Consider the following 18,993-nt stretch of genomic DNA (forward strand, 5'->3'; position numbering starts at 1 on the left):
TTCTCCCTAGTGAGTGTTAATTGCCTAGCACGCCAGCGGCTAAGGGCTTAAAGCGAAAAATGTAATACGGCGGCAGGTTTTCGGCTTTACCATGATTTAACGCGGCGGATAGTGGTAATTGGGCGGCGCCTGAATATAGGTAGCCGTCTTTGCCAAAGCTCACGCCATCTGGCCAAACCATACGTTTGTCATATGCATAGGTTTGATACTGGCGCGTGTTCGCGGGGATGATGCCAATAGCGCGCTCGCCCACTTCGGTGAGGTAAAGATTATTAGCCGTATCAATACTGAGGCCGCCGTTGTTGGGCTTGTCGGCATAGGCTTTCACCTTGGCTGATAAAGCTTGAGGGCTTAAAACCGGATTGAGTAAATCCTCCATTGCCACGCGGTAAACTTTGTCCTTGTTCATTGGCGCAAAGTAAAGCCAATGCTCTGCACTATCTAGGGCAATACCATCGGCACCGACATAGACATCAATACGTTTAGGTTGGGCGCTATGGTTATCGATAATGAGTGGCCGCTGCAAATCGGGCATCACACTGTTATCCCCCTGCAATACCCGTCGACTCTTACCCGTGGTGAGATCTACCACAACTAAGGCGGCCTTATCACCGATAGGACCCGTCGCAATGCCTTCGTCGGCGATAATGATGGCTTGATGGCGAGATGAAATCACAAAGTCATTGTGCTGCGACTCAGGGAGCGATACGGGAAAAGGCAGATGAATAATCCGATCTAACTGATTTTTAAGGGTATCCCATGCCACCAGCTTAGGTTCGATTCGAGGCTCAGCTTGGCCGGAATCGAGTAGCCAGACTTTATCCTGATTGTCGGTGCGCAGCCCTAAAACCCAATTCAAGCAGGTATCGGGATCTTTGGGTTTACCTTGGGGATCATGACATTGCTGCCAATCTGAGTTCGGAAAGGGAGTGACCTTACCGTTAGCCAACAGTTCCCCCACCTTGATATTAGGTTGATAGAAAGGATGGTAACTAAAGATAAGCCTATCGGTTGAGGTAAAACTAATGCCGCCAACAGCGCCGTCAAGACTGGCAAAAATCTCAGGCTGAACTTGTGCGATCACCTGTTCACTCGACTGAGCCATCGCCTGTGGAGCCATCAACATTTGGCTCATTAATAACAGACTGGTCGCCAACTTCTTATGACTTGAACGTAATGTATGTAGATTCATTGGCTTATCCCTCCTTCGAACCCGCTAAGAAGGTCAAGCTGGCTTCACCAAGCCGATGCTGCCAAAGTTAAAATCCAACTAGGGCTGGAGTGGCATTGGCGTCTATCGGTAACTTGGCCACATCTAAAGCATGAACAGTCCACACATATCTATGTTCACGACCTTTGGGCGGGCAAGGTCCAAAAAATCCGGGGTGACCTAAATCCGTATTCGCCTCAATGGCGCCTGTAGGTAATTCACCGCCATCAATGCCTCCTACCAATTTATTGATTTGCGATGGAATGTTATAGACCACACGATGCCAAAAACCACTCCCTGTAGGGGCATCTTTATCATAAAAAGTCATCGCAAAACTTTGAGTGCCCTTAGGAGCGTGTTCCCAAGTTAAAGTGGGGGCAAGATTGGCGCCAGAGCAGCCAAATTGATTCCAATAATATTCAGCGGGTATGGGCGCTCTCGGTGCGAGATTGCTCTGTAAACTAAATAGGGGCACAGCATCAGGCATGACAGCATTGGCACTTGGAATATTCAGCAACAAACCTGTCGTCATTAATGCACAATGACCTAGAAAATGACCAATATAGGCCGATGGAAATCGTTTTTTCATTGGTTTACTCACTTTCTTTAAAACGTATACGCTTTAATTAAAAGTCACAGTGAGTAAGCATAACCATCAGCCTGTTTTTGATAAGCCAGATTTCATTGATAGGAGTTTCAAAAATTATTAGATAATTACCGCATGTTTTTACCTCGCAATTAGATTATGGTGATTCAATAAAAGTAAAAAACTTACCGTATTATTGATTCATAAAATACATTGAAGGAAATTAAATAATCATCAATAAATACATTCATTAATAGCCATGAAAAATCACAATATCAGGATACAACAGATAAAATGGAGGATATATCAATGGAGTCAGCCAGTTACCATCCATGGTTCCCCCTTAAGCGTAACCTAAGCCCCTATCCACTGATTAATTGCCAACTCAATAACTTATCATTAACTCTAAGTTGGCATGGGCAAGATACTCACCCTCTGGTAATGGAGATTTACTTTCCAACTATCGTAGGACTACAAGTCATTGATGAGTCCAGTTATCAAACCCATTGTCATCAACTCGATGTTAACAACACACCATTTTCTTTAGAACAAGAATTAAATCACACTATCAAAGAGTACGATTACTTTAATTTACCTTGGCCAATATGGAAGTCGGTAAAAAATGCCAGACTGCACTGTTATGGACAATTAGGCGAGCATATTTATCAAGCTTTATACAGTTATTATATTATTGGTCAGGAATGTGTTTATTTAATCGATACCGAATGCGAGCCTGATATAATTCCCTTATTGTGCTAATAAGTCTTTAATCGGCGCCTGCATATGTTGATGATGCTATCTCCCTCGTTCAATGGGTTTTAGCACCAAAGCCTAATGCTATAACGCATTCTGGGAGAGACTTCACCACTGACGCATTGGCTAACTCTGTCATTTTCATTACACTAGCGTTCCTTAACTCTTCTATTAGACCGTTTTAGACCATGCCAGATTTTGCCTTACTCGCTGTGTTTATCCCGACTTTCTTCTTTGTTTCTATCACCCCCGGTATGTGTATGACACTCGCCATGACGCTTGGAATGAGCATAGGTGTGCGCCGTACCCTGTGGATGATGCTCGGCGAGCTTGTGGGTGTGGCCTTGGTCGCCACCGCAGCGGTTATGGGTGTGGCCAGCATCATGCTTAACTATCCTGAAGTCTTTCAGGTATTTAAATGGGTTGGCGGCATCTACTTAGGGTATATCGGTGTGCAGATGTGGCGCGCCCGCGGCAAAATGGCCATGCTCAGCGATGATGACACTAACCCAAGAGCCAGTAACTTCACGCTGATTTCACAGGGTTTTATTACCGCCATAGCGAACCCTAAGGGCTGGGCGTTTATGGTATCGCTCCTGCCGCCATTTATTAATGCCGAGCGCGAAGTCGCACCGCAGCTCCTTGCCCTCCTTAGCATTATCATGGTGACAGAATTTACTTCTATGTTGGCCTACGCCAGTGGCGGTAAGAGTCTGAGGATATTTTTAAGTCGCGGCGATAATATTCGTTGGTTAAATCGAATTGCCGGTAGCCTAATGATTGGCGTTGGCATTTGGTTAGCGGTGAGCTAATCAAATATTCACTCTTGAGTGATATGTACTTAGCAAATCGCTCTTTTATGTAGACCCGTTCGCGTCGCGCCAACGCATTTGTTGACGCGACGCTTTACTTTTGTTGTGACTATTGGCCCTTTTTATAGGGCAACACCTCACGCATCTGCTGTATATACACCTCGATTTGCGCGGCTTCCTCCTCGGTAAAATGTGCGATCGCCCGCTTAAAATCGGGATGGGCAATGTTGTGGTAGGAATAAAGAGCCACAGGCTCGAAGCCGCGCAGCACTTTATGCTCCCCCTGCGCGCCGGCATCAAAGATATCAATCCCATGTGCGATGCAGTATTCAATGCCCTGATAATAACAGGCCTCAAAGTGCAATCCCTCAAGCTCAACAATACTGCCCCAGTAACGACCAAACAGGCATGTCTGCCCCTGCTCGTTGCGGCCCGAAAAATACAGCGCACCTGCGATCATCAGCCCTTTCGCATCACTCACCACGAGCAAGACAATCTGCTCGGCCAATCGCTCGGCAATCATGTTAAAAAACGTCGGAGTTAAATACCCCCTATGGCCGGAGCGTTTAAGGTAGGTTAATTGATAACATTCAATAAAATGCTGCCATTGCTGACGGCTAATATCCGCTCCCGCGACAAATTCATATTGCAAACCATAGGGCTGGAGCTGGGCGCGCTCCTTAAGAATATTCTTGCGCTTACGGGAGGTGAGCGCCGCTAAAAAGGCGTCAAAATCCGCATAGCCGCGATTATGCCAATGGAACTGAGTGCTTAAACGCCGAAGCGCGGTGGGATTAGATGCCTCTGCAAATAGTGTTTGCTGCGAAGACGAGACAAATAAGCAATGCCAAGAAGAAATAGGCACATCCGCGTTCGCTAATTGCTCATTTAAGCACGTAAATACGGCGCGACTTAGCTGCTTGACCTCCTCTGCCGAAAGCGAAGGCGATAGCCCCAGCCGCCGCCCCTGCACCGGTGTAAACGGGATGGCATTTAACAATTTAGGATAATATTCAAGACCATGACGCTCATAGGCCTGCGCCCATGCCCAATCAAACACATACTCGCCGTAGGAGTGGGATTTTTGATAGAGCGGCATCAATGCCAGCAGGGGTAAATCGATAAAATCTGCGGCATCTTTTTGGCTCACAATCACGGCATCTGGCGCTAATTCTTGTGCTAATTCACTGCCTGTTGCGTCGAACACACATAAATGATTTGGTCGCCAGCCCGTAGCTACACAGGCTGACAAACTCTGCTCTAAGCTGAGATAATAGGCATGCTGGCAGAAGGGATTGTCCTTCCCCATCAAGCTATCCCAGCTATTAGCGTCAATACTCTGTGCCGCGCTGGCAAAGGCAAAAATGAGTTGTCTCATTAGGCGAATTCTTATCCGTTAAACACACTAAGCAAGATCCAAGGTTGCAATTAAGCCTAATTCTCGGCACATTGCATAGCCAAAATGAAAATAAATTCAGGATTGAATATGCGCCGCGCAGGACCTTTTAAACCTCTTATTCTCGCCATCGCCATGGCACTGCCTTTGTTGTCTTCGCCCACTCTCCATGCTGAAGAGCCTTCGATTTTCAGCCAAATGGCCACGGCACAACCCGTATGGGCAAAGCATGGCATGGTCGCCAGCCAAGAAACCCTGGCCAGTCGCACAGGCATCGAAATTTTGAAGCAAGGCGGTAATGCCGTCGATGCAGCTGTGGCGGTCGCATTCAGTTTAGCCGTGACCTTACCCCGCGCAGGCAATATTGGCGGCGGCGGCTTTATGCTCGTCCATCTGGCCAAAGAAAACAAAACTATCGCCATCGATTACCGTGAAATGGCGCCGTCAAAGGCGAAAAAAGATATTTTCCTCGATGAGAATGGCGATGCGGTGACTAAATTAAGCCGTGAACATGGCCTTGCAGTTGGCGTGCCCGGCACTGTGATGGGCATGAGTTTAGCCCTTGAAAAATATGGCACTATGACCATGGCACAAGTCACGGCGCCCGCCATCAAAATGGCGCAGGAAGGGATTAGTGTGACCCCAGATCTGGCGGTATCCCTCGCAGGCTTAAAACGCCGCATGAGCCAATGGCCCAGCACGGCAGCCATCTTCTATAAGGCCGACGGCAGCGACTACCAAGTGGATGATATTTTAAAGCAGCCAGAACTTGCCCACTCCCTGCAACTTATCGCAGAGAAAGGCACCAAAGGGTTCTACGAAGGTGAAACCGCAGAGAAACTGGTTAAGGCCGTGCAAGACGCTGGCGGCATCATGACCTTAGCGGACTTACAACACTACAAAGCCGTCGAGCGTGAACCCGTTCGCGGTCAATACCGTGGATATGAGGTGGTTTCTATGCCACCGCCATCCTCAGGTGGCGTGCACATTATCGAAATGCTCAATGTGCTGCAGCAGTTCCCAATCGATCAATTCGGCCACAATACGGCGCAAACCATTCATGTCATGGCCGAAACCATGAAGCATGCCTACGCCGATCGCAGCGAGTATTTAGGCGATCCCGATTTTTATAAGGTGCCCGTCAAGCAGTTAACCAATAAAGACTACGCTCAAAAGATTGCCAGCCAAATTGCGCTAAACAAAACCACGCCTAGTACCGAAATCAAACCCGGTAATCTAGCGCCCTATGAGAGTGACCAAACCACCCACTTCTCAGTGGTTGATAAATGGGGCAATGCGGTGTCTAACACTTACACCTTAAACTTCAGCTACGGCTCGGGTTTAGTTGCCAAAGGCACGGGCATTTTACTCAATAACGAAATGGATGATTTCTCCGCTAAACCTGGCACCCCTAACGGTTATGGCTTAGTGGGTGGCGATGCCAACGCGGTGGAAGGTAATAAACGCCCGTTGAGTTCAATGAGCCCCACCATAGTGATGAAAGATGGCAAACCTTTCTTAGTGACGGGCAGCCCAGGCGGTTCACGCATCATTACCACCACGCTGCAAATCATTATGAATGTGATTGACCACGGCTTAAACATTGCCGAAGCCAGCAATGCCGCGCGGGTACACCACCAATGGCTACCCGATGAGCTTAGGGTCGAAACCAGCCTGAACCGCGATACCATTTCGTTACTCGAAGCCAAAGGGCATAAGGTGAAAGTGCAATCGGCCATGGGCAGCACCCAATCCATTATGGTGACAGAGCAAGGGATTTTTGGCGCCACCGATCCCCGTCATTCGGGTAGCGAAGCCGTCGGTTACTAATCGCTGATTGGCATATAAGCATTATGTAAAAAGGTATGGATAGGAGTGATAAGGCTGATTGCCAAACTGCTCGATATAGAGCATTCAAGCAAAGCCGCGGATAACGACTCTCTCAGCAAGAGTCTAATGAACAACAAAAGCTGGTTAGTATTTTTAGCAATGTTGGGCGTTCCATTCACTTATCTCCTATCACTGAGTGATGTTAATGCCGTGTCTTAATAGACACGGCATTAACGGCTCTAGCTTGCAAGGAAGAGTATTTAAAAGTTGTAACTTAGGTTTAACTCAATCTTTCGAGGTTCACCGAAGAAACCTTGATTGTAAAAATCAATGCTGGAGTAATATTTTTTATCAAATAAGTTATTAATATTTAGCTGAACTTTAGCATCATCCGTCAATTGATAGCTTGTCATCAGGTTGACTAGATAATAGCTGTCTTGCTCTGAGCGCTCGCCATTAGGACCCGCTTTATCTTTGTAAATTTTACTCTGCCAGCTTAAGTTACCGCCAACGGTTAAATCCGCGAGTGCACCATCAAAGTGATAAAGTGAGGATAAACGCACCAAATCTTTAGGTAAGTGAGTGCTAAAAGCCGCTCCATCCTGATCTTCTGATTTGCTGTAGGTATAGCTGAAAAACAGATCCCAATTTTCTGTTGGTTTACCGTTTAGCTCAACTTCATAACCTTGGTTACTGGTTCCGTCCACTCCACGCATTGGGTAGCTACCATCGGGTAAAGGCGTGGGATAATTTGGGTCACGTTCTGCCACATTTTCTTTTTGCACTTTAAAAACGGCAACACTGGCAGTCAGTTTCTCATCGAAGAAATCCCCTTTCGCCCCCAATTCAATATTGTTCCCCGTCATCGGATCTAAGCGCTTATTGTTCGCGTCTTTTGCATCCTGTGGTTGGAAAATTTCGGTATAACTGGTGTAAATCGAGATGCTATCGTTCAGGTTGTATATAAGGCCAGCATAAGGTGTAAAAACATCGCTATTGTTGTAGTCATCAGCCGCGTTTGATTCAAATTTATATTGGCTAATACGGCCACCCAGTAACAACATCCATTGATCATGTAAATTAATTTGGGTCGCGAGATAGGCCCCTTTTTGAGTTTCCTCCCCTTTCTGATAAATTGGCGTCGATGGATAATTAGGTTCGGCAATTGAGCCATCCCATTCGAAGAAGTTACCAATACTTAAACTATTCAATGGATAATAGGAATCTGCAGTCGTATCTTGCTTAGAATACAATAAACCCGCAGTCAATTTATGCTCACGGCCAAAGAGCTCAAATGGCCCTGAGGCAAAGAGTCGTGCGGCATCTTGTTTACGGGTCGATTGGTAGATCATCGCCGATGATTTCATACCTAAGCCAGTCGTTTTATCCGGCGCACCATAGAGATACAGCAAGTGGCCGTCCATCTCATCTTCACGATGTTCAACGTCAAATTTAAGGTCCCAATTATTATCAAAATCATGTTCAAGCGTGGCAAAGACATTCGCACCATTCCGTTGCCAACTCGACCAAGAGGCAGCCGTTGTGGTCGAGCGAGGTAGGTCATTGGCTAAGCTGCCATCGGCATAAAATAGCGGGATACCACCCCAAGTTGAGCCTTTAGGGTCACGATCACTGTAATCGGCACCTAGGGTAAATAAGGTATTGTCGCTGAGTCTTGCCGTTATAACACCATAAATTTGGAGGTTTTCATCTTCGGCAAGATCAATGTAACTATCTGATTTTTCATAGGCAGCAGCAAAACGAGCCTGCACAGTACCACTATCTGTCACATCAACAGAGGCATCGCCTTCAACACGGTAGCTATCCCACGAACCGACTTTGGCGCTGACATAACCACCAGGTGAAGCTTTAGGCCGTTTACGGATAAGGTTAATGGCCGCCGATGGTTCACCCGCCCCCGTTAACAGTCCGGTTGCACCACGAACAACCTCTACGCGATCAAATAATATGGTGTCGGTTGAAGCGTCATTAAAGAAACTCGAATAGTTAACGGGCACGCCATCAAACTGAAAATTAGTAATGGGATTACCACGGGAACTAAAGAAATAGCGATTAGTTTCAGCTTTTTGAGCATAAACCCCTGGGGTTAAAAACATTAAATCGGCAACACTATCAAGTGAAAAACTCTGAATAAACTCTTGATCGATAATAGTGACTGATTGCGGAGTTTCCCTAAGAGTTAAGGGTAAACCTGTTGCCGTTGCGGCCTTGTCTAATCGACTCCCCTTGATACTAATGACCTCAATATTGGTCGCGGACTTGTCTTCACTGGCATAGGTGCCTGGTACGAATAAAAAACTCGCAATGAGTGACGCTAACAGCGTTTTTTGCATCATGATTCCCCATCATTGTTTTTGAGAGATGCATTTTAATTGAAAATAATTATCAATACACAAAAATGATAACAATTCTCATTACATTTACACTCAAAATTTGTAAAAATGTTGGGGGCATCACATGCCGCAGGCGAGTCCTCAATTTAGGCCCATGTTGCATCACTAGGTAGCATCGCCATCTAGATTTTATTCGATATCGTCTGTTTTATGGGTCTTTAGGATTCACTAAGTAAGTGGTAAAACTGGCCAATTACCCACCGCCAAAGCACTCAATCATGATAAATAAGATTGACTCAGCCTTAACTCGCTCTTTATTATCAATCTCTAACATATGAATTAAAAAGGAATTTATTGTGTCAATTGTATCGCTGATTTTGCTATTGCTCTTAGCTAGCATGATGTTTTTCGGTATGTTGAGTTATTCACTCGGGCGCAAAAAAACGACAACCCCTAAGCTCACAGGGATGCTAGGCGCAGTACTGGGATTATTCCCGTTATTGGGCGTTATTTTCTTGATTGTCTTAGTACTAAAGGCAGACATTACAGCCCCAAGCCTTCCCCAAGGATAATAGTCTGCGCTAGCTAAAATGCGGTTAACCGACCTGAATTTATTCCAACACTTAATTCATTGCGACCATCTAGTCGCAATCAGTTGTTTCGCCAGAAGAACTCTTCGAGAGACAGTTGGAATTGTGTTGGTTTCAACTGTCATTTCGGATGTCGATTTTAAAGAAGATACTTACTCATTTTGGGACAAAGCATGATAGATTCCCAATCACTAATTTTTGAGTTTTGGATTAAAACGTCTATGGAGATAACGCAGCGCTCAGCTACCAGAGGTCGGTTGCGTCGCCTTGTTATGTGTTACTTGCAAAATGGGCAAAATAGATCCGACATGAAATCTAGAGGATCTATGTCAGGGCTTCGTAAAATGACCGTGAAATCACCATGAATCTCACAGCTAATTTCCTGAAATCCACCTTGTATAGATACTTTACTAATATCTAAATCTTCCCAGTCACACCAAGAACAACATTTAAGCTCTGCACTCGTCTGCGAAGTGATAAATTGTTCCCAATTACATTCACCACAATGTATACGATGAACAAGCCGGGATTCCTTCTTCATTGTAACGTTTTGACGAACTACCATTTTATTCCTTTACACGCATTTTTATGCGCACCTTCCACTCATTGACACTGACCTAAAGTTACTCATAAGGAGCAGTATTTCCATTTATTAATTCATTAAATGTCTCAGCGACAAAAACTGCATCTTCCCAAAAGAGGGCTCCTGATCCCGCCATATAAATATTATACTCACCGTCTGCGGGTTCTTTGCGCATGTCAAAAATATAAAAAACTCCGCCACCATCAAATGCAAATGGTACAGCTCCTCGCATATACTCTGGGAATTCGTAGGCAAGAAGCATTTGCCTAATTTCTGCTGGTGAGAAAAATGGGCTAAAGTTTCTTTCTCCGTTTTCAAAATACCCACCGTTGGACCAACGCAAAAAGTTAACGAAGCTATTAGGAAAAGTGCCTTTGGGAATCTCCCATTTTGAGGAATCGAACTCTTGCCTACTATCTTTTATATGATCCCAATGTGAATGATTTGTTTCATCTATTTCACTTTGGGTCATAGGCAGTAGAGTCTTAAACTTAAGACATTCGATGTCTACCTCTTTCGCTGGTTTCTCTTTATCCATCCAGCTGAATATCTTGTCGTACTCAATCACCTTTCCACTCCTTACCCCACACAACGCCCTGCTAAGGGGTGAGCAACGCAATACCAAAGCCGCAGCATACCACCTTAATCACTAAAACCAACGCATAGTAAAAATGCCACGCGTTGCGAATCCCTATTGCGCAGTTTGTTATGTGACACTTTTCAGATAATCACCGTACTCATCTTGAACTGTTGACTCATTTACAAACTTGGATGATTCGATTCCTAATTTAACACAAGCAGAAGTCAAATTCGGTGACCATACTTCTTTCACAGGTTCATCATATTCACCAAAAACGCTCTCGAACGTCCAAATATCCAAATAGTCTTGATCACCTTGGTCAAATGCTGCCCATAGTTTCCCGGTGACAACTCCATTATCCAGAGAAAAAGAAACCCACCTAATACACTTTTCTCCGTCGTGCAAAAAACCTCCGAGAAACACCACAACACTTTTACCGCGATTTAGCACTGAATCTGCTTCACTTAAACTTAAATATCTACGTCCCATTAATCTTCACCTGTCACATAACATTTTATTCGTACGCATGCGCGTTTACTTCGTTGGATAAGTGAAAACGCGCACGGTTAACTATCTGTATGTAAAGAACTTATCAGCTTTCAGACAAATACACTATCTGGAAAAACGCGCATGCGCGTTTTCCAAACCGATTAACTTAAAATCAGCCACTATAGTTAATTGATTTTATAGAGTTTTACTTATTGCGGATGGAATTAGTGTGCACTGTTCTTGTCTTAAAATCATACCCAAATACCTAGATTTAAATATGACTGTATACCCATACATTGTTAGTTGATTTCTGGTAATGCTAAACATTGGTAATAGATAAGAAAATGTATGGCAGCAGGAGTGGGAATTTTCGGTTGAGCTAACGAGCCGAAATACGGAATGGGGCATGAGCTTTTTAGCCGGATAAACTATTCAATGGTCGTAAAGATTGTCATTGTTGCAACTGTGACCGTTGGCGGCATGGCCGCTCTTTCACATCCATGTGATCGCGGCATTTACACTTCCGTGTGCTGCAGATGCCGCCGTCGAGCCCTCAGGGATGCTTCTTGTGAAATAAAAGGGTGGCGTGTCACAGGGGAAACAATGACAATTCATCCTGCACACCTGACGACAAACTTATCTAGATTTGGGGGCAAAATTTTAGCCAGATGAACTGTTGTTCTCTTGTGTTAACGATAAAAGAGCAATGGCGGTAATCTCAGATTAACCGCCATTGACTTATAAACGTGCTAAGTAAACCTCCTCCACTCTCCGAAGTATTTCACCCATAGCTTTAATTAATCACAATTGAAAACGCACTATTTTACAGCGGTTAACTCAATAAAAGCGGCGGTGTACATTTTCAGATTCAGCATAAACTGTTTATGGGTAATAAATTCTTTCTCCGTGTGGCCGGTGTATTCCACGCCAGGCATGGCGGGGCCAAAACTTAAGGCGTTGGGGAATAACTTACTGTTGGTTGAGCCGCCAATGGCCACAGGTTTGGGTGATGCTATGCCAGTAAAGTGGGCAAACACATCGAGTAGGGTTTGCTGATGGGGTGCATCCTTCATCACCATAGGTTCGCCCCAATAACTTTCCACGTCGATGAGTGTCACTTGATGCTCAGCTTGCCATTTGTTCAATGCATCCTTGGCTTGCGCCGAGAGTAACTCAGGCGTTTTGCCCACAGGGCGACGTAAATTAATGGTGACTTCAGTCCCCTTCAAAGTTTGCGCAACGACTGTGGGAGCCAGCGTTAAGGCGCCCATAAAATCATCTTTATAGGCCAGCTCACCAAACTGCTCGGCATAAATCCCCAAACCCACTAACTCATTCATGGCGGCGACAGTGAGTGCCGCCGTGGTTTTAGGCCAAGTGTATGGCTGGAGTAATGCGGCCAAATGCGTCACGGCATTCACCCCATCTTCAGGTGTGGAGGAATGGGCTGCCTTACCATCGGCAAAAATATGCAAGTCGCATACGGCCTGCTCGCAAGTTCGCTCGAATCGATACTTCATCCCCTGCTGGTTGGCGGCACTCGTTTGTAATTGTTCAAACAAGCTTGGGGTGATGGCATGAATTTGCGCCTCGGCTTGCTGCGGCACTTGGCTGGCAAAATAGCCGCCGGAGAATGCCGTTAAGCTAGGGACATTCGCAGCTGTCCCCTGCTTCTGCGTTGACTCGATATTCGGTACAGTAAAGCCAATTTTACTCCAACCCTTTTCGGCGGTGACGACCGGATACTCAGCATCTATGGTGATATTCATCTGCGCAGGGGTGTAATGGGCTAAAAAGGCTTTTAGTGGATCCCAATCGGACTCTTCGGCTAAATACACCAACAGCTCAATGCGTTTTTCCCGTTTGAGTTGTTTATCTTTGATGGCCTTCATCGCATACATGGCGGTGACAATCGCACCTTTATCATCTTCGGTGCCGCGGCCTATCAGCTTACCAGGTTCAGACTCGGTATCCAGCACATAGGGACTCTTAGTCCAGAGGGCGGGATTGGCGGGTTGCACATCGCCGTGGGTAACGATTCCTAATTTCTCAACCTGTGATTGTTGGGCATCGACAGCATTAGCATCGAGGCCAATCAGCACCACATAACCGTGGTCGGCATAATCGAGCCCGAGTTCTTGGCTCAAGCTTTTTAAACTCGACTTAAAACCAATAAATGCAGGGTTGGTATCGGGCGTTTGCCCCTCCACTGCTTGGGTATTAAAACTGATTAAATGCGCCAGACTCTCAACCATCTGCGAGTCATAGGTGCTCACCGCATAATCGGCCACCTTAAGCGCATCTTGGCTTAGCGAGGTTGGCGACGCTGCAGCTTGCGTCGATGTCCACAGCGCAGCGGCTAATAGGGAATAAGAAAAACGACGACAGAGGCGCGTATAGTTAAACTGAGGCAATTCCATAGAGGTCCTATTTATTATTTGTATGATTAGGGACTTACATTAAAACGCACCAAAGCAATGGCTTTATCCCTTGCCAAATATTGCCTTGGTGCGCGGCTCAGTTTGCCATAGTTCTTCGATTAAAAACCGCAGACTAACCATTTGTTACAAACAAAACACAAAATCGATGGAACCCTTAGTCTGATACATGCTAAACAGTCACCTTAAAATAATATTAATGGTTTGCAGTACCATTAATCCGACAGAATAATAATCACCTAACGGGGAATTGACATGAAGGGACTAAGCCTAAAATCACCGGCCCTTAACGCGCGAACACTCAAACCACGCGCTATCACACTGACCTTTAGCGCCATCACACTCGCCCTCGCCTTAAGTGGCTGTAGTGCACAAAACAGCGATACTGCGGCGCAGGCGACTGTCGCACCGAATGCGATGTCGGCGCAGATCATCAGCCAAAATGCCAGCAACCCATTCTTTAAACCCTATGATACGTTTATGGAAATTCCGGCCTTCGATAAGATTAAGCCAGAGCATTTCCTCCCAGCATTTAAGGCGGGTATCGCCCAGCAACACGAAGAAATTCAAGCGATTGTCGATAACAAAGACAAGCCTACCTTCGCCAATACCATCGAAGCGATGGAATTTTCGGGCGATCTCGTCACCCGCGTATCCAACGTCTTCTTTAACTTAACTGGCGCTGATACCACTCCGGAGCTGCAAGCGATTTCTAAGGAAGTCTCGCCGATGTTATCGTCTGCAGAAGACGATATCTTATTGAATGATAAGCTGTTTCAACGTGTTAAGGCCGTCTATAACAGCAAAGACAGCCTAAAGCTCAACACGGCGCAGGCCAAATTACTGGAAGACACCTACAAGTCGTTCACCCGTGGCGGTGCTAACCTCAGCGAGCAGGATAAAACCAAGCTGCGCGCCCTGAATGAAGAAATCGGCAAGCTTAACTTAGCCTTTGGTGACAATCTGTTAGCCGAAACCAATGCCTTCGAGCTGGTGATTGATAAGCAAGCTGACCTGTCTGGTTTACCCGCCGATGTGATTGCCACTGCCGCCGAAACCGCGAAAAAGCGTGGCCATGAAGGCAAATGGGTATTTACCACCTCACGCCCATCTATCACGCCGTTTTTAACCTATGCCGATAATCGCGAACTACGCGAAAAGCTCTATAAGGGTTATATCGAGCGCGGTAACAACAATAATGCCAATGATAACAAAGTCATTCTGGCAAAAATTGCCGCACTGCGCGCCGAACGTGCGCAGCTCATGGGCTATAAAACCCATGCAGATTTCGTGTTAGAAGAACGCACCGCCAAGACACCAGAAAATGTCTATGGCTTACTCAATAAAGTCTGGCCAGCAGCCCTTGCCCAAGCCAAGGCCGAAGTTGCGGATATGCAGGCGTTAATCGATAGCCAAGGCGGCAAGTTTAAGCTGCAAGCTTGGGATTGGGATTACTACGCAGACAAAATCCGTGTTGCGAAGTACAGCTTTAACGAGCAGCAAACTCGACCTTACTTCTCCCTCGACAGCACTTTAAAAGGCGTGTTCTACACGGCCAATCGCCTCTATGGTTTAACCTTTAAAGAACGTACCGACTTACCTAAATACAACCCAGAAGTACGTACTTGGGAAGTGTACGATAAAGATGGCAAACTTATGGCCATCTTTATGGGCGACTATTTTACCCGTGATAGCAAACGCGGCGGCGCTTGGATGAACTCGTTCCGTAAGCAATACCATATGAACGGTGTCGATTCGAAACCCATTATTGTCAACGTGTTGAACTACCCTCGCCCAGCGGGTAATGAGCCAGCGTTACTCACCTTCGATGAAGCCAGCACCCTGTTCCATGAGTTTGGCCATGCGCTGCACGGCATGTTATCCAATGTCGAATATCGCTCACAAGGCGGAACGGCAGTACCTCGCGACTATGTAGAGTTCCCTTCACAGGTCAACGAAAACTGGATGACTCAGCCTGAAGTGCTCGCGCAATTTGCGAAGCACTACAAAACTGGTGAAGTGATCCCGCAGGAACTGGTGAAAAAAATCCAAGCCGCCAGCAAATTCAACCAAGGCTTTGCGACCGTTGAATATATGGCCGCCACTAAGCTCGATTTAGATTGGCACACCCTAACCGATACCACGCCTAAGGATGCCGCCAAGTTTGAGGCCGACTCCTTAGCCGCCATGGGATTGATTAATGAGATCAGCCCACGTTACCGCAGCACTTACTTCTCGCATATCTTTGCGGGCGGTTATTCAGCTGGTTACTACAGCTACCTCTGGTCAGATATTTTAGGTGCCGATGCCTTCGAAGCCTTTAAAGAAAATGGCATTTTCGATAAAGCGACCGCCGATGCCTTCCGTAACAACATCTTATCTAAGGGTGGCAGTGACGACCCTATGCTGATGTATAAAAACTTCCGTGGTAAAGAAGCTGGCATTGAGCCGCTGCTACGTAGTCGTGGTCTATTAGCGGATTAATCGCATCCCTTAAGGGGAAAGCAAAAGAGATAAAAATGGGGAGCTTAGCTCCCCATTTTATTGCGCGTAGACGCACTCACTCGCACATAAAACCACTGCTTAGCTAAACAACTCCACCGGCGCATCGTTAGGGGTAAGCTGCAACTGGGTTTCAAACGACATGCCCAATTTATTCAGCAGCGACTTAGAGGCCTGATTATGCGGGCTGACGATCGCGACAATCCGTTCAATCCCTAAGGTTTTACCAAACTCCAGTGAGGCCTTAGCGGCTTCAAACGCATAACCTTTACCCCAATACTGCGGCAAAAAGGCATAGCCTAAGTCCACGTCCGCCAGCGTCGGCCGTTTAATCAGGCCGCAAATGCCAATCGGAAAACCATTTTCGGCCAGCACCACGGCAAACAAGCCAAAACCATGCTCGCGATAGCTAATCGCTGGTCCATTAGCGATATAGTCCTTGGCATCTTGCAAACTACGCACGCCCTTATCACCGATATTGTCGATAAATCCTTGGGTGTTGAGTAATACCAAAATAAATGACGCATCATCGGGCGTTAACTGCCGCAGCAGCAATCTGGGGGTTTGGGCAACTTGCATACTAAGGACTCCCATTCAGAGGGGATAAACTAGGTTATAGGTAGCGGGCGTACTGGCTGCCATCCTTTTGCGGTTTTTTCGGTGCGGCTACCGCTGGGGTGCCCACATATAAAAAGCCGACGATTTGATCCTCTGGCGCTAAGCCTAATGCCGCATTCACGTTGGCGTCGAAGGCAAAATCCCCAGTGCGCCACACTGCGCCTAATCCTAGCGCGAATGCCGCTTGCTGCATCGCCATCGTGGCGCAGCCCGCTGCGATTTGCTGCTCAAGTACTGGCACTTTGGGGTGTTGTTGGGTTTTCGCCACAACGGTAATCACCATAGGAGCGCGCATCGGCATCCCTTTGGCTTTATTGATAAAATCTTCATCGGCGCCGCTGGCTTTAGCCGCGTTGACATAGATATCCGCTAAGGTGTCTAACCCTTGGCCTGTGGCAATAATAAATTCCCACGGTGCTAAGGCGCCATGATCTGGCGCTCGAATCGCCGCATCTAAAATGATTTTAAGCTCATGCTCGTTGGGCGCTGGCGCGGTTAATCTTGGGGTGGATTGGCGGGTGAGTAAAAGTTCGATAGCGTCCAAGTGATTATCCCTGTTCTGAAAAATAGGTGCGTGTAAATTGGCTCAAGCATAGCAAATTGCGGCTAAAGAGGTACAAAAAATCCCACGCAAAAGTGGGATTGAAAATGTTGCAAGCAAAGTCACTTGGATTACTTTACGTTATAACGCTTCGCGATAAAGTAATCGAGACTGATATAACGCCCGCCTCCTAGGCTAAAGAGTGCCAGCAACATAATGAAGTAGGTCGCTGCGAACTCAATACCATTATTTAGCACCACCAAGTTACCCGAGCTGGTCAACCAATCGTAATTGCCGTATTCCTGCAACAGGGATTTGGCCTTATCCAGCTTATCACCCGCCTCAAGCACCCGCTCATTGGCGAGCCATGAACTGCCATCGGCAATCGCCAGCCAACCATTAGGCCAATGCACAGTAAACGCCGCCACCAGCATGGTTATCATCAAAGGGATAGAAATCAGCCGCGTCGCTAAGCCAACGAGTAACAAAAACGCGCCAAAAAACTCAGTGCCCGCTGCCAAGGCAGCCATTAACGTCGGCATAGGTAAACCCAATCCCCAATCGGGATTAGCAAACCAAGCCACAGTGTCTTCAAAGTGTGCGAGTTTATTATAGCCAGCCTGCATTAGCACTGGCGCGAGATAGAGCCTAAGGGCTAAGGGGGCAAGCCCCTCACCATAACGGCTCGCATTGAGGAATTTTTGATAAAGGTTAACAAGGGACATGGGCAATCTCAGAATTAGATGGAGTTGCCCAATAGACCTTGGCTTAAGGATTAATCTTTCGTGGCTTCTGCCACTTTTTCGATCCCCTCTTGATTTAATTCACGAAGATCTTGAATAAGTTTGTTCAGCTTTTTATAAAAATGCTTGGACTGCTTCGCCGACAGACTGGCATTGATCGTGAGTAACAAGCCGCCGAATGCTTCGGTGTTTTGCCTTAAAATGGCGCGATGTTTTTCCGATTTAAGCTCGTCAGGGCGCGTCATCAGCAGGGTCAATCGTTCGGTCAGCAGCGGAATATCGCTGCGCTGCCCAAGGGCAACCTCAAATTGGCGCAGCCATTCGTGGCGGTAATCGAGCCACATGTCTAAGGTCGACAGTCGCTGCTGATTATATTGATGAATAAGCGTTTTTTGCTCATCCGTTATGCTACCCAGCCAGTCATCAAATTGTTCAATAAGATTCTCATCGGCCTCTTGCTGTAACTGCTCGGGGGTTTTACCGGCAAATTCCTTAATCAATTCCTGCTCGTCTTTTCGCGACTGCGCAAGAATTTGCTTCACCTGTTCATCGGTTAATGATGAGATGATCGGCAACATTTCCGGCAGCGCAAACTCAAATAGCCGAAACCAATGCCGTTTGGCGAGTGTGACATGCTCGGCCCACAATGCGGGAGTTAAGGTATTGGTTTGGATCTGCTGCTCAACTTCGGTTAGCTGCGCCACATAATGGCCGAGTTCTTCGGATTGATGCCAAAGTACAAACTTGTCGATAAGCCCATCGACGACCTTTTGCTGGTTTTTATCAAGGCTGACATAGTCATCCAGCTCCCAACCTATGGCCCAGTCGAGAAAATGATAACTAAATTTGGTCGAGCAGGCCGTTAAGCCAAACAGTAATACCAGTAACAACACTGCTTTTTTCATCAATTTGCATCCGTTCAGCCTTGGTCATCCTATGACACTGAGGTTAATAGAAAGTTTATTTTT

General features: G+C 46.4%; 16 protein-coding genes. 5 read left to right on the forward strand and 11 right to left on the reverse strand.

Features of this window, described 5'->3' with window-relative positions:
- Positions 1–16 precede the first annotated feature (16 nt).
- A complete protein-coding gene (locus N7386_RS13020) occupies positions 17–1,192 on the reverse strand; it encodes an L-dopachrome tautomerase-related protein (RefSeq protein ID WP_279768924.1) in 1,176 nt (391 codons plus the stop codon).
- Between the two features lie 67 nt (positions 1,193–1,259).
- Positions 1,260–1,799: a YbhB/YbcL family Raf kinase inhibitor-like protein gene (locus N7386_RS13025; protein ID WP_279768926.1), complete on the reverse strand. Its 540-nt coding sequence runs from the start codon at positions 1,797–1,799 to the stop codon at positions 1,260–1,262.
- A gap of 306 nt (positions 1,800–2,105) precedes the next feature.
- Between N7386_RS13025 and N7386_RS13030 the strand changes: the two genes are divergently transcribed.
- Complete coding sequence (locus N7386_RS13030) at positions 2,106–2,555, forward strand: hypothetical protein (protein WP_279768928.1); 450 nt, start codon at positions 2,106–2,108, stop codon at positions 2,553–2,555.
- A 182-nt stretch (positions 2,556–2,737) separates the two neighbouring features.
- Positions 2,738–3,361: a LysE family translocator gene (locus N7386_RS13035; RefSeq protein ID WP_011626464.1), complete on the forward strand. Its 624-nt coding sequence runs from the start codon at positions 2,738–2,740 to the stop codon at positions 3,359–3,361.
- A gap of 109 nt (positions 3,362–3,470) precedes the next feature.
- Here the strand turns inward: N7386_RS13035 and N7386_RS13040 are convergent, their stop codons facing one another.
- Positions 3,471–4,739, reverse strand: coding sequence for a GNAT family N-acetyltransferase (locus N7386_RS13040; protein ID WP_279768931.1), 1,269 nt, complete (start codon positions 4,737–4,739; stop codon positions 3,471–3,473).
- A 108-nt stretch (positions 4,740–4,847) separates the two neighbouring features.
- On the opposite strand from N7386_RS13040, the gene ggt reads away from it, so the two are divergent.
- A complete protein-coding gene (ggt, locus tag N7386_RS13045) occupies positions 4,848–6,587 on the forward strand; it encodes a gamma-glutamyltransferase (RefSeq protein ID WP_279771022.1) in 1,740 nt (579 codons plus the stop codon).
- 260 nt (positions 6,588–6,847) lie between these two features.
- Here ggt and N7386_RS13050 read toward each other — a convergent pair whose 3' ends face one another.
- Positions 6,848–8,944, reverse strand: coding sequence for a TonB-dependent siderophore receptor (locus N7386_RS13050; protein ID WP_279768934.1), 2,097 nt, complete (start codon positions 8,942–8,944; stop codon positions 6,848–6,850).
- A gap of 353 nt (positions 8,945–9,297) precedes the next feature.
- Between N7386_RS13050 and N7386_RS13055 the strand changes: the two genes are divergently transcribed.
- Positions 9,298–9,513, forward strand: coding sequence for a hypothetical protein (locus tag N7386_RS13055; RefSeq protein ID WP_279768936.1), 216 nt, complete (start codon positions 9,298–9,300; stop codon positions 9,511–9,513).
- Between the two features lie 641 nt (positions 9,514–10,154).
- Here N7386_RS13055 and N7386_RS13060 read toward each other — a convergent pair.
- The 3 genes from N7386_RS13060 to N7386_RS13075 all read right to left on the reverse strand — a co-directional run bounded on the left by N7386_RS13060 (position 10,155) and on the right by N7386_RS13075 (position 13,603).
- Positions 10,155–10,682: an SMI1/KNR4 family protein gene (locus N7386_RS13060; protein WP_279768938.1), complete on the reverse strand. Its 528-nt coding sequence runs from the start codon at positions 10,680–10,682 to the stop codon at positions 10,155–10,157.
- A 138-nt stretch (positions 10,683–10,820) separates the two neighbouring features.
- Positions 10,821–11,183: a hypothetical protein gene (locus tag N7386_RS13070; RefSeq protein WP_279768941.1), complete on the reverse strand. Its 363-nt coding sequence runs from the start codon at positions 11,181–11,183 to the stop codon at positions 10,821–10,823.
- An 818-nt stretch (positions 11,184–12,001) separates the two neighbouring features.
- Positions 12,002–13,603 carry a dipeptidase gene (locus N7386_RS13075; RefSeq protein ID WP_279768942.1) on the reverse strand — a complete coding sequence of 534 codons (1,602 nt, stop codon included), beginning with the start codon at positions 13,601–13,603 and terminating at the stop codon, positions 12,002–12,004.
- A 273-nt stretch (positions 13,604–13,876) separates the two neighbouring features.
- On the opposite strand from N7386_RS13075, the gene N7386_RS13080 reads away from it, so the two are divergent.
- Positions 13,877–16,105 carry a M3 family metallopeptidase gene (locus N7386_RS13080; protein ID WP_279768944.1) on the forward strand — a complete coding sequence of 743 codons (2,229 nt, stop codon included), beginning with the start codon at positions 13,877–13,879 and terminating at the stop codon, positions 16,103–16,105.
- A gap of 99 nt (positions 16,106–16,204) precedes the next feature.
- Here N7386_RS13080 and N7386_RS13085 read toward each other — a convergent pair whose 3' ends face one another.
- The 4 genes from N7386_RS13085 to N7386_RS13100 form a co-directional block, all read right to left on the reverse strand.
- Complete coding sequence (locus N7386_RS13085) at positions 16,205–16,702, reverse strand: GNAT family N-acetyltransferase (protein ID WP_164717868.1); 498 nt, start codon at positions 16,700–16,702, stop codon at positions 16,205–16,207.
- A 34-nt stretch (positions 16,703–16,736) separates the two neighbouring features.
- Positions 16,737–17,285, reverse strand: a complete 549-nt coding sequence (locus tag N7386_RS13090) for an NAD(P)H nitroreductase (protein WP_126511519.1) — start codon at positions 17,283–17,285, stop codon at positions 16,737–16,739.
- Positions 17,286–17,413: 128 nt separating this feature from the next.
- Positions 17,414–18,007, reverse strand: a complete 594-nt coding sequence (locus tag N7386_RS13095) for a DoxX family protein (protein WP_011717415.1) — start codon at positions 18,005–18,007, stop codon at positions 17,414–17,416.
- A 50-nt stretch (positions 18,008–18,057) separates the two neighbouring features.
- Positions 18,058–18,930 carry a DUF6279 family lipoprotein gene (locus N7386_RS13100; RefSeq protein ID WP_126511520.1) on the reverse strand — a complete coding sequence of 291 codons (873 nt, stop codon included), beginning with the start codon at positions 18,928–18,930 and terminating at the stop codon, positions 18,058–18,060.
- Between the last annotated feature and the right edge of the window lie 63 nt (positions 18,931–18,993).

The organism is Shewanella sp. GD04112 (genome assembly GCF_029835735.1).
GTDB lineage: Bacteria > Pseudomonadota > Gammaproteobacteria > Enterobacterales > Shewanellaceae > Shewanella.

Excerpts from the sequence above, each read along its gene's own strand:
- N7386_RS13020 (WP_279768924.1), bottom strand. The coding sequence starts at position 1,192 with ATGAATCTACATACATTACGTTCAAGTCATAAGAAGTTGGCGACCAGT.
- N7386_RS13025 (WP_279768926.1), bottom strand. The coding sequence starts at position 1,799 with ATGAAAAAACGATTTCCATCGGCCTATATTGGTCATTTTCTAGGTCAT.
- N7386_RS13030 (WP_279768928.1), top strand. The coding sequence starts at position 2,106 with ATGGAGTCAGCCAGTTACCATCCATGGTTCCCCCTTAAGCGTAACCTA.
- N7386_RS13035 (WP_011626464.1), top strand. The coding sequence starts at position 2,738 with ATGCCAGATTTTGCCTTACTCGCTGTGTTTATCCCGACTTTCTTCTTT.
- N7386_RS13040 (WP_279768931.1), bottom strand. The coding sequence starts at position 4,739 with ATGAGACAACTCATTTTTGCCTTTGCCAGCGCGGCACAGAGTATTGAC.
- ggt (WP_279771022.1), top strand. The coding sequence starts at position 4,848 with ATGCGCCGCGCAGGACCTTTTAAACCTCTTATTCTCGCCATCGCCATG.
- N7386_RS13050 (WP_279768934.1), bottom strand. The coding sequence starts at position 8,944 with ATGATGCAAAAAACGCTGTTAGCGTCACTCATTGCGAGTTTTTTATTC.
- N7386_RS13070 (WP_279768941.1), bottom strand. The coding sequence starts at position 11,183 with ATGGGACGTAGATATTTAAGTTTAAGTGAAGCAGATTCAGTGCTAAAT.
- N7386_RS13075 (WP_279768942.1), bottom strand. The coding sequence starts at position 13,603 with ATGGAATTGCCTCAGTTTAACTATACGCGCCTCTGTCGTCGTTTTTCT.
- N7386_RS13080 (WP_279768944.1), top strand. The coding sequence starts at position 13,877 with ATGAAGGGACTAAGCCTAAAATCACCGGCCCTTAACGCGCGAACACTC.
- N7386_RS13085 (WP_164717868.1), bottom strand. The coding sequence starts at position 16,702 with ATGCAAGTTGCCCAAACCCCCAGATTGCTGCTGCGGCAGTTAACGCCC.
- N7386_RS13095 (WP_011717415.1), bottom strand. The coding sequence starts at position 18,007 with ATGTCCCTTGTTAACCTTTATCAAAAATTCCTCAATGCGAGCCGTTAT.
- N7386_RS13100 (WP_126511520.1), bottom strand. The coding sequence starts at position 18,930 with ATGAAAAAAGCAGTGTTGTTACTGGTATTACTGTTTGGCTTAACGGCC.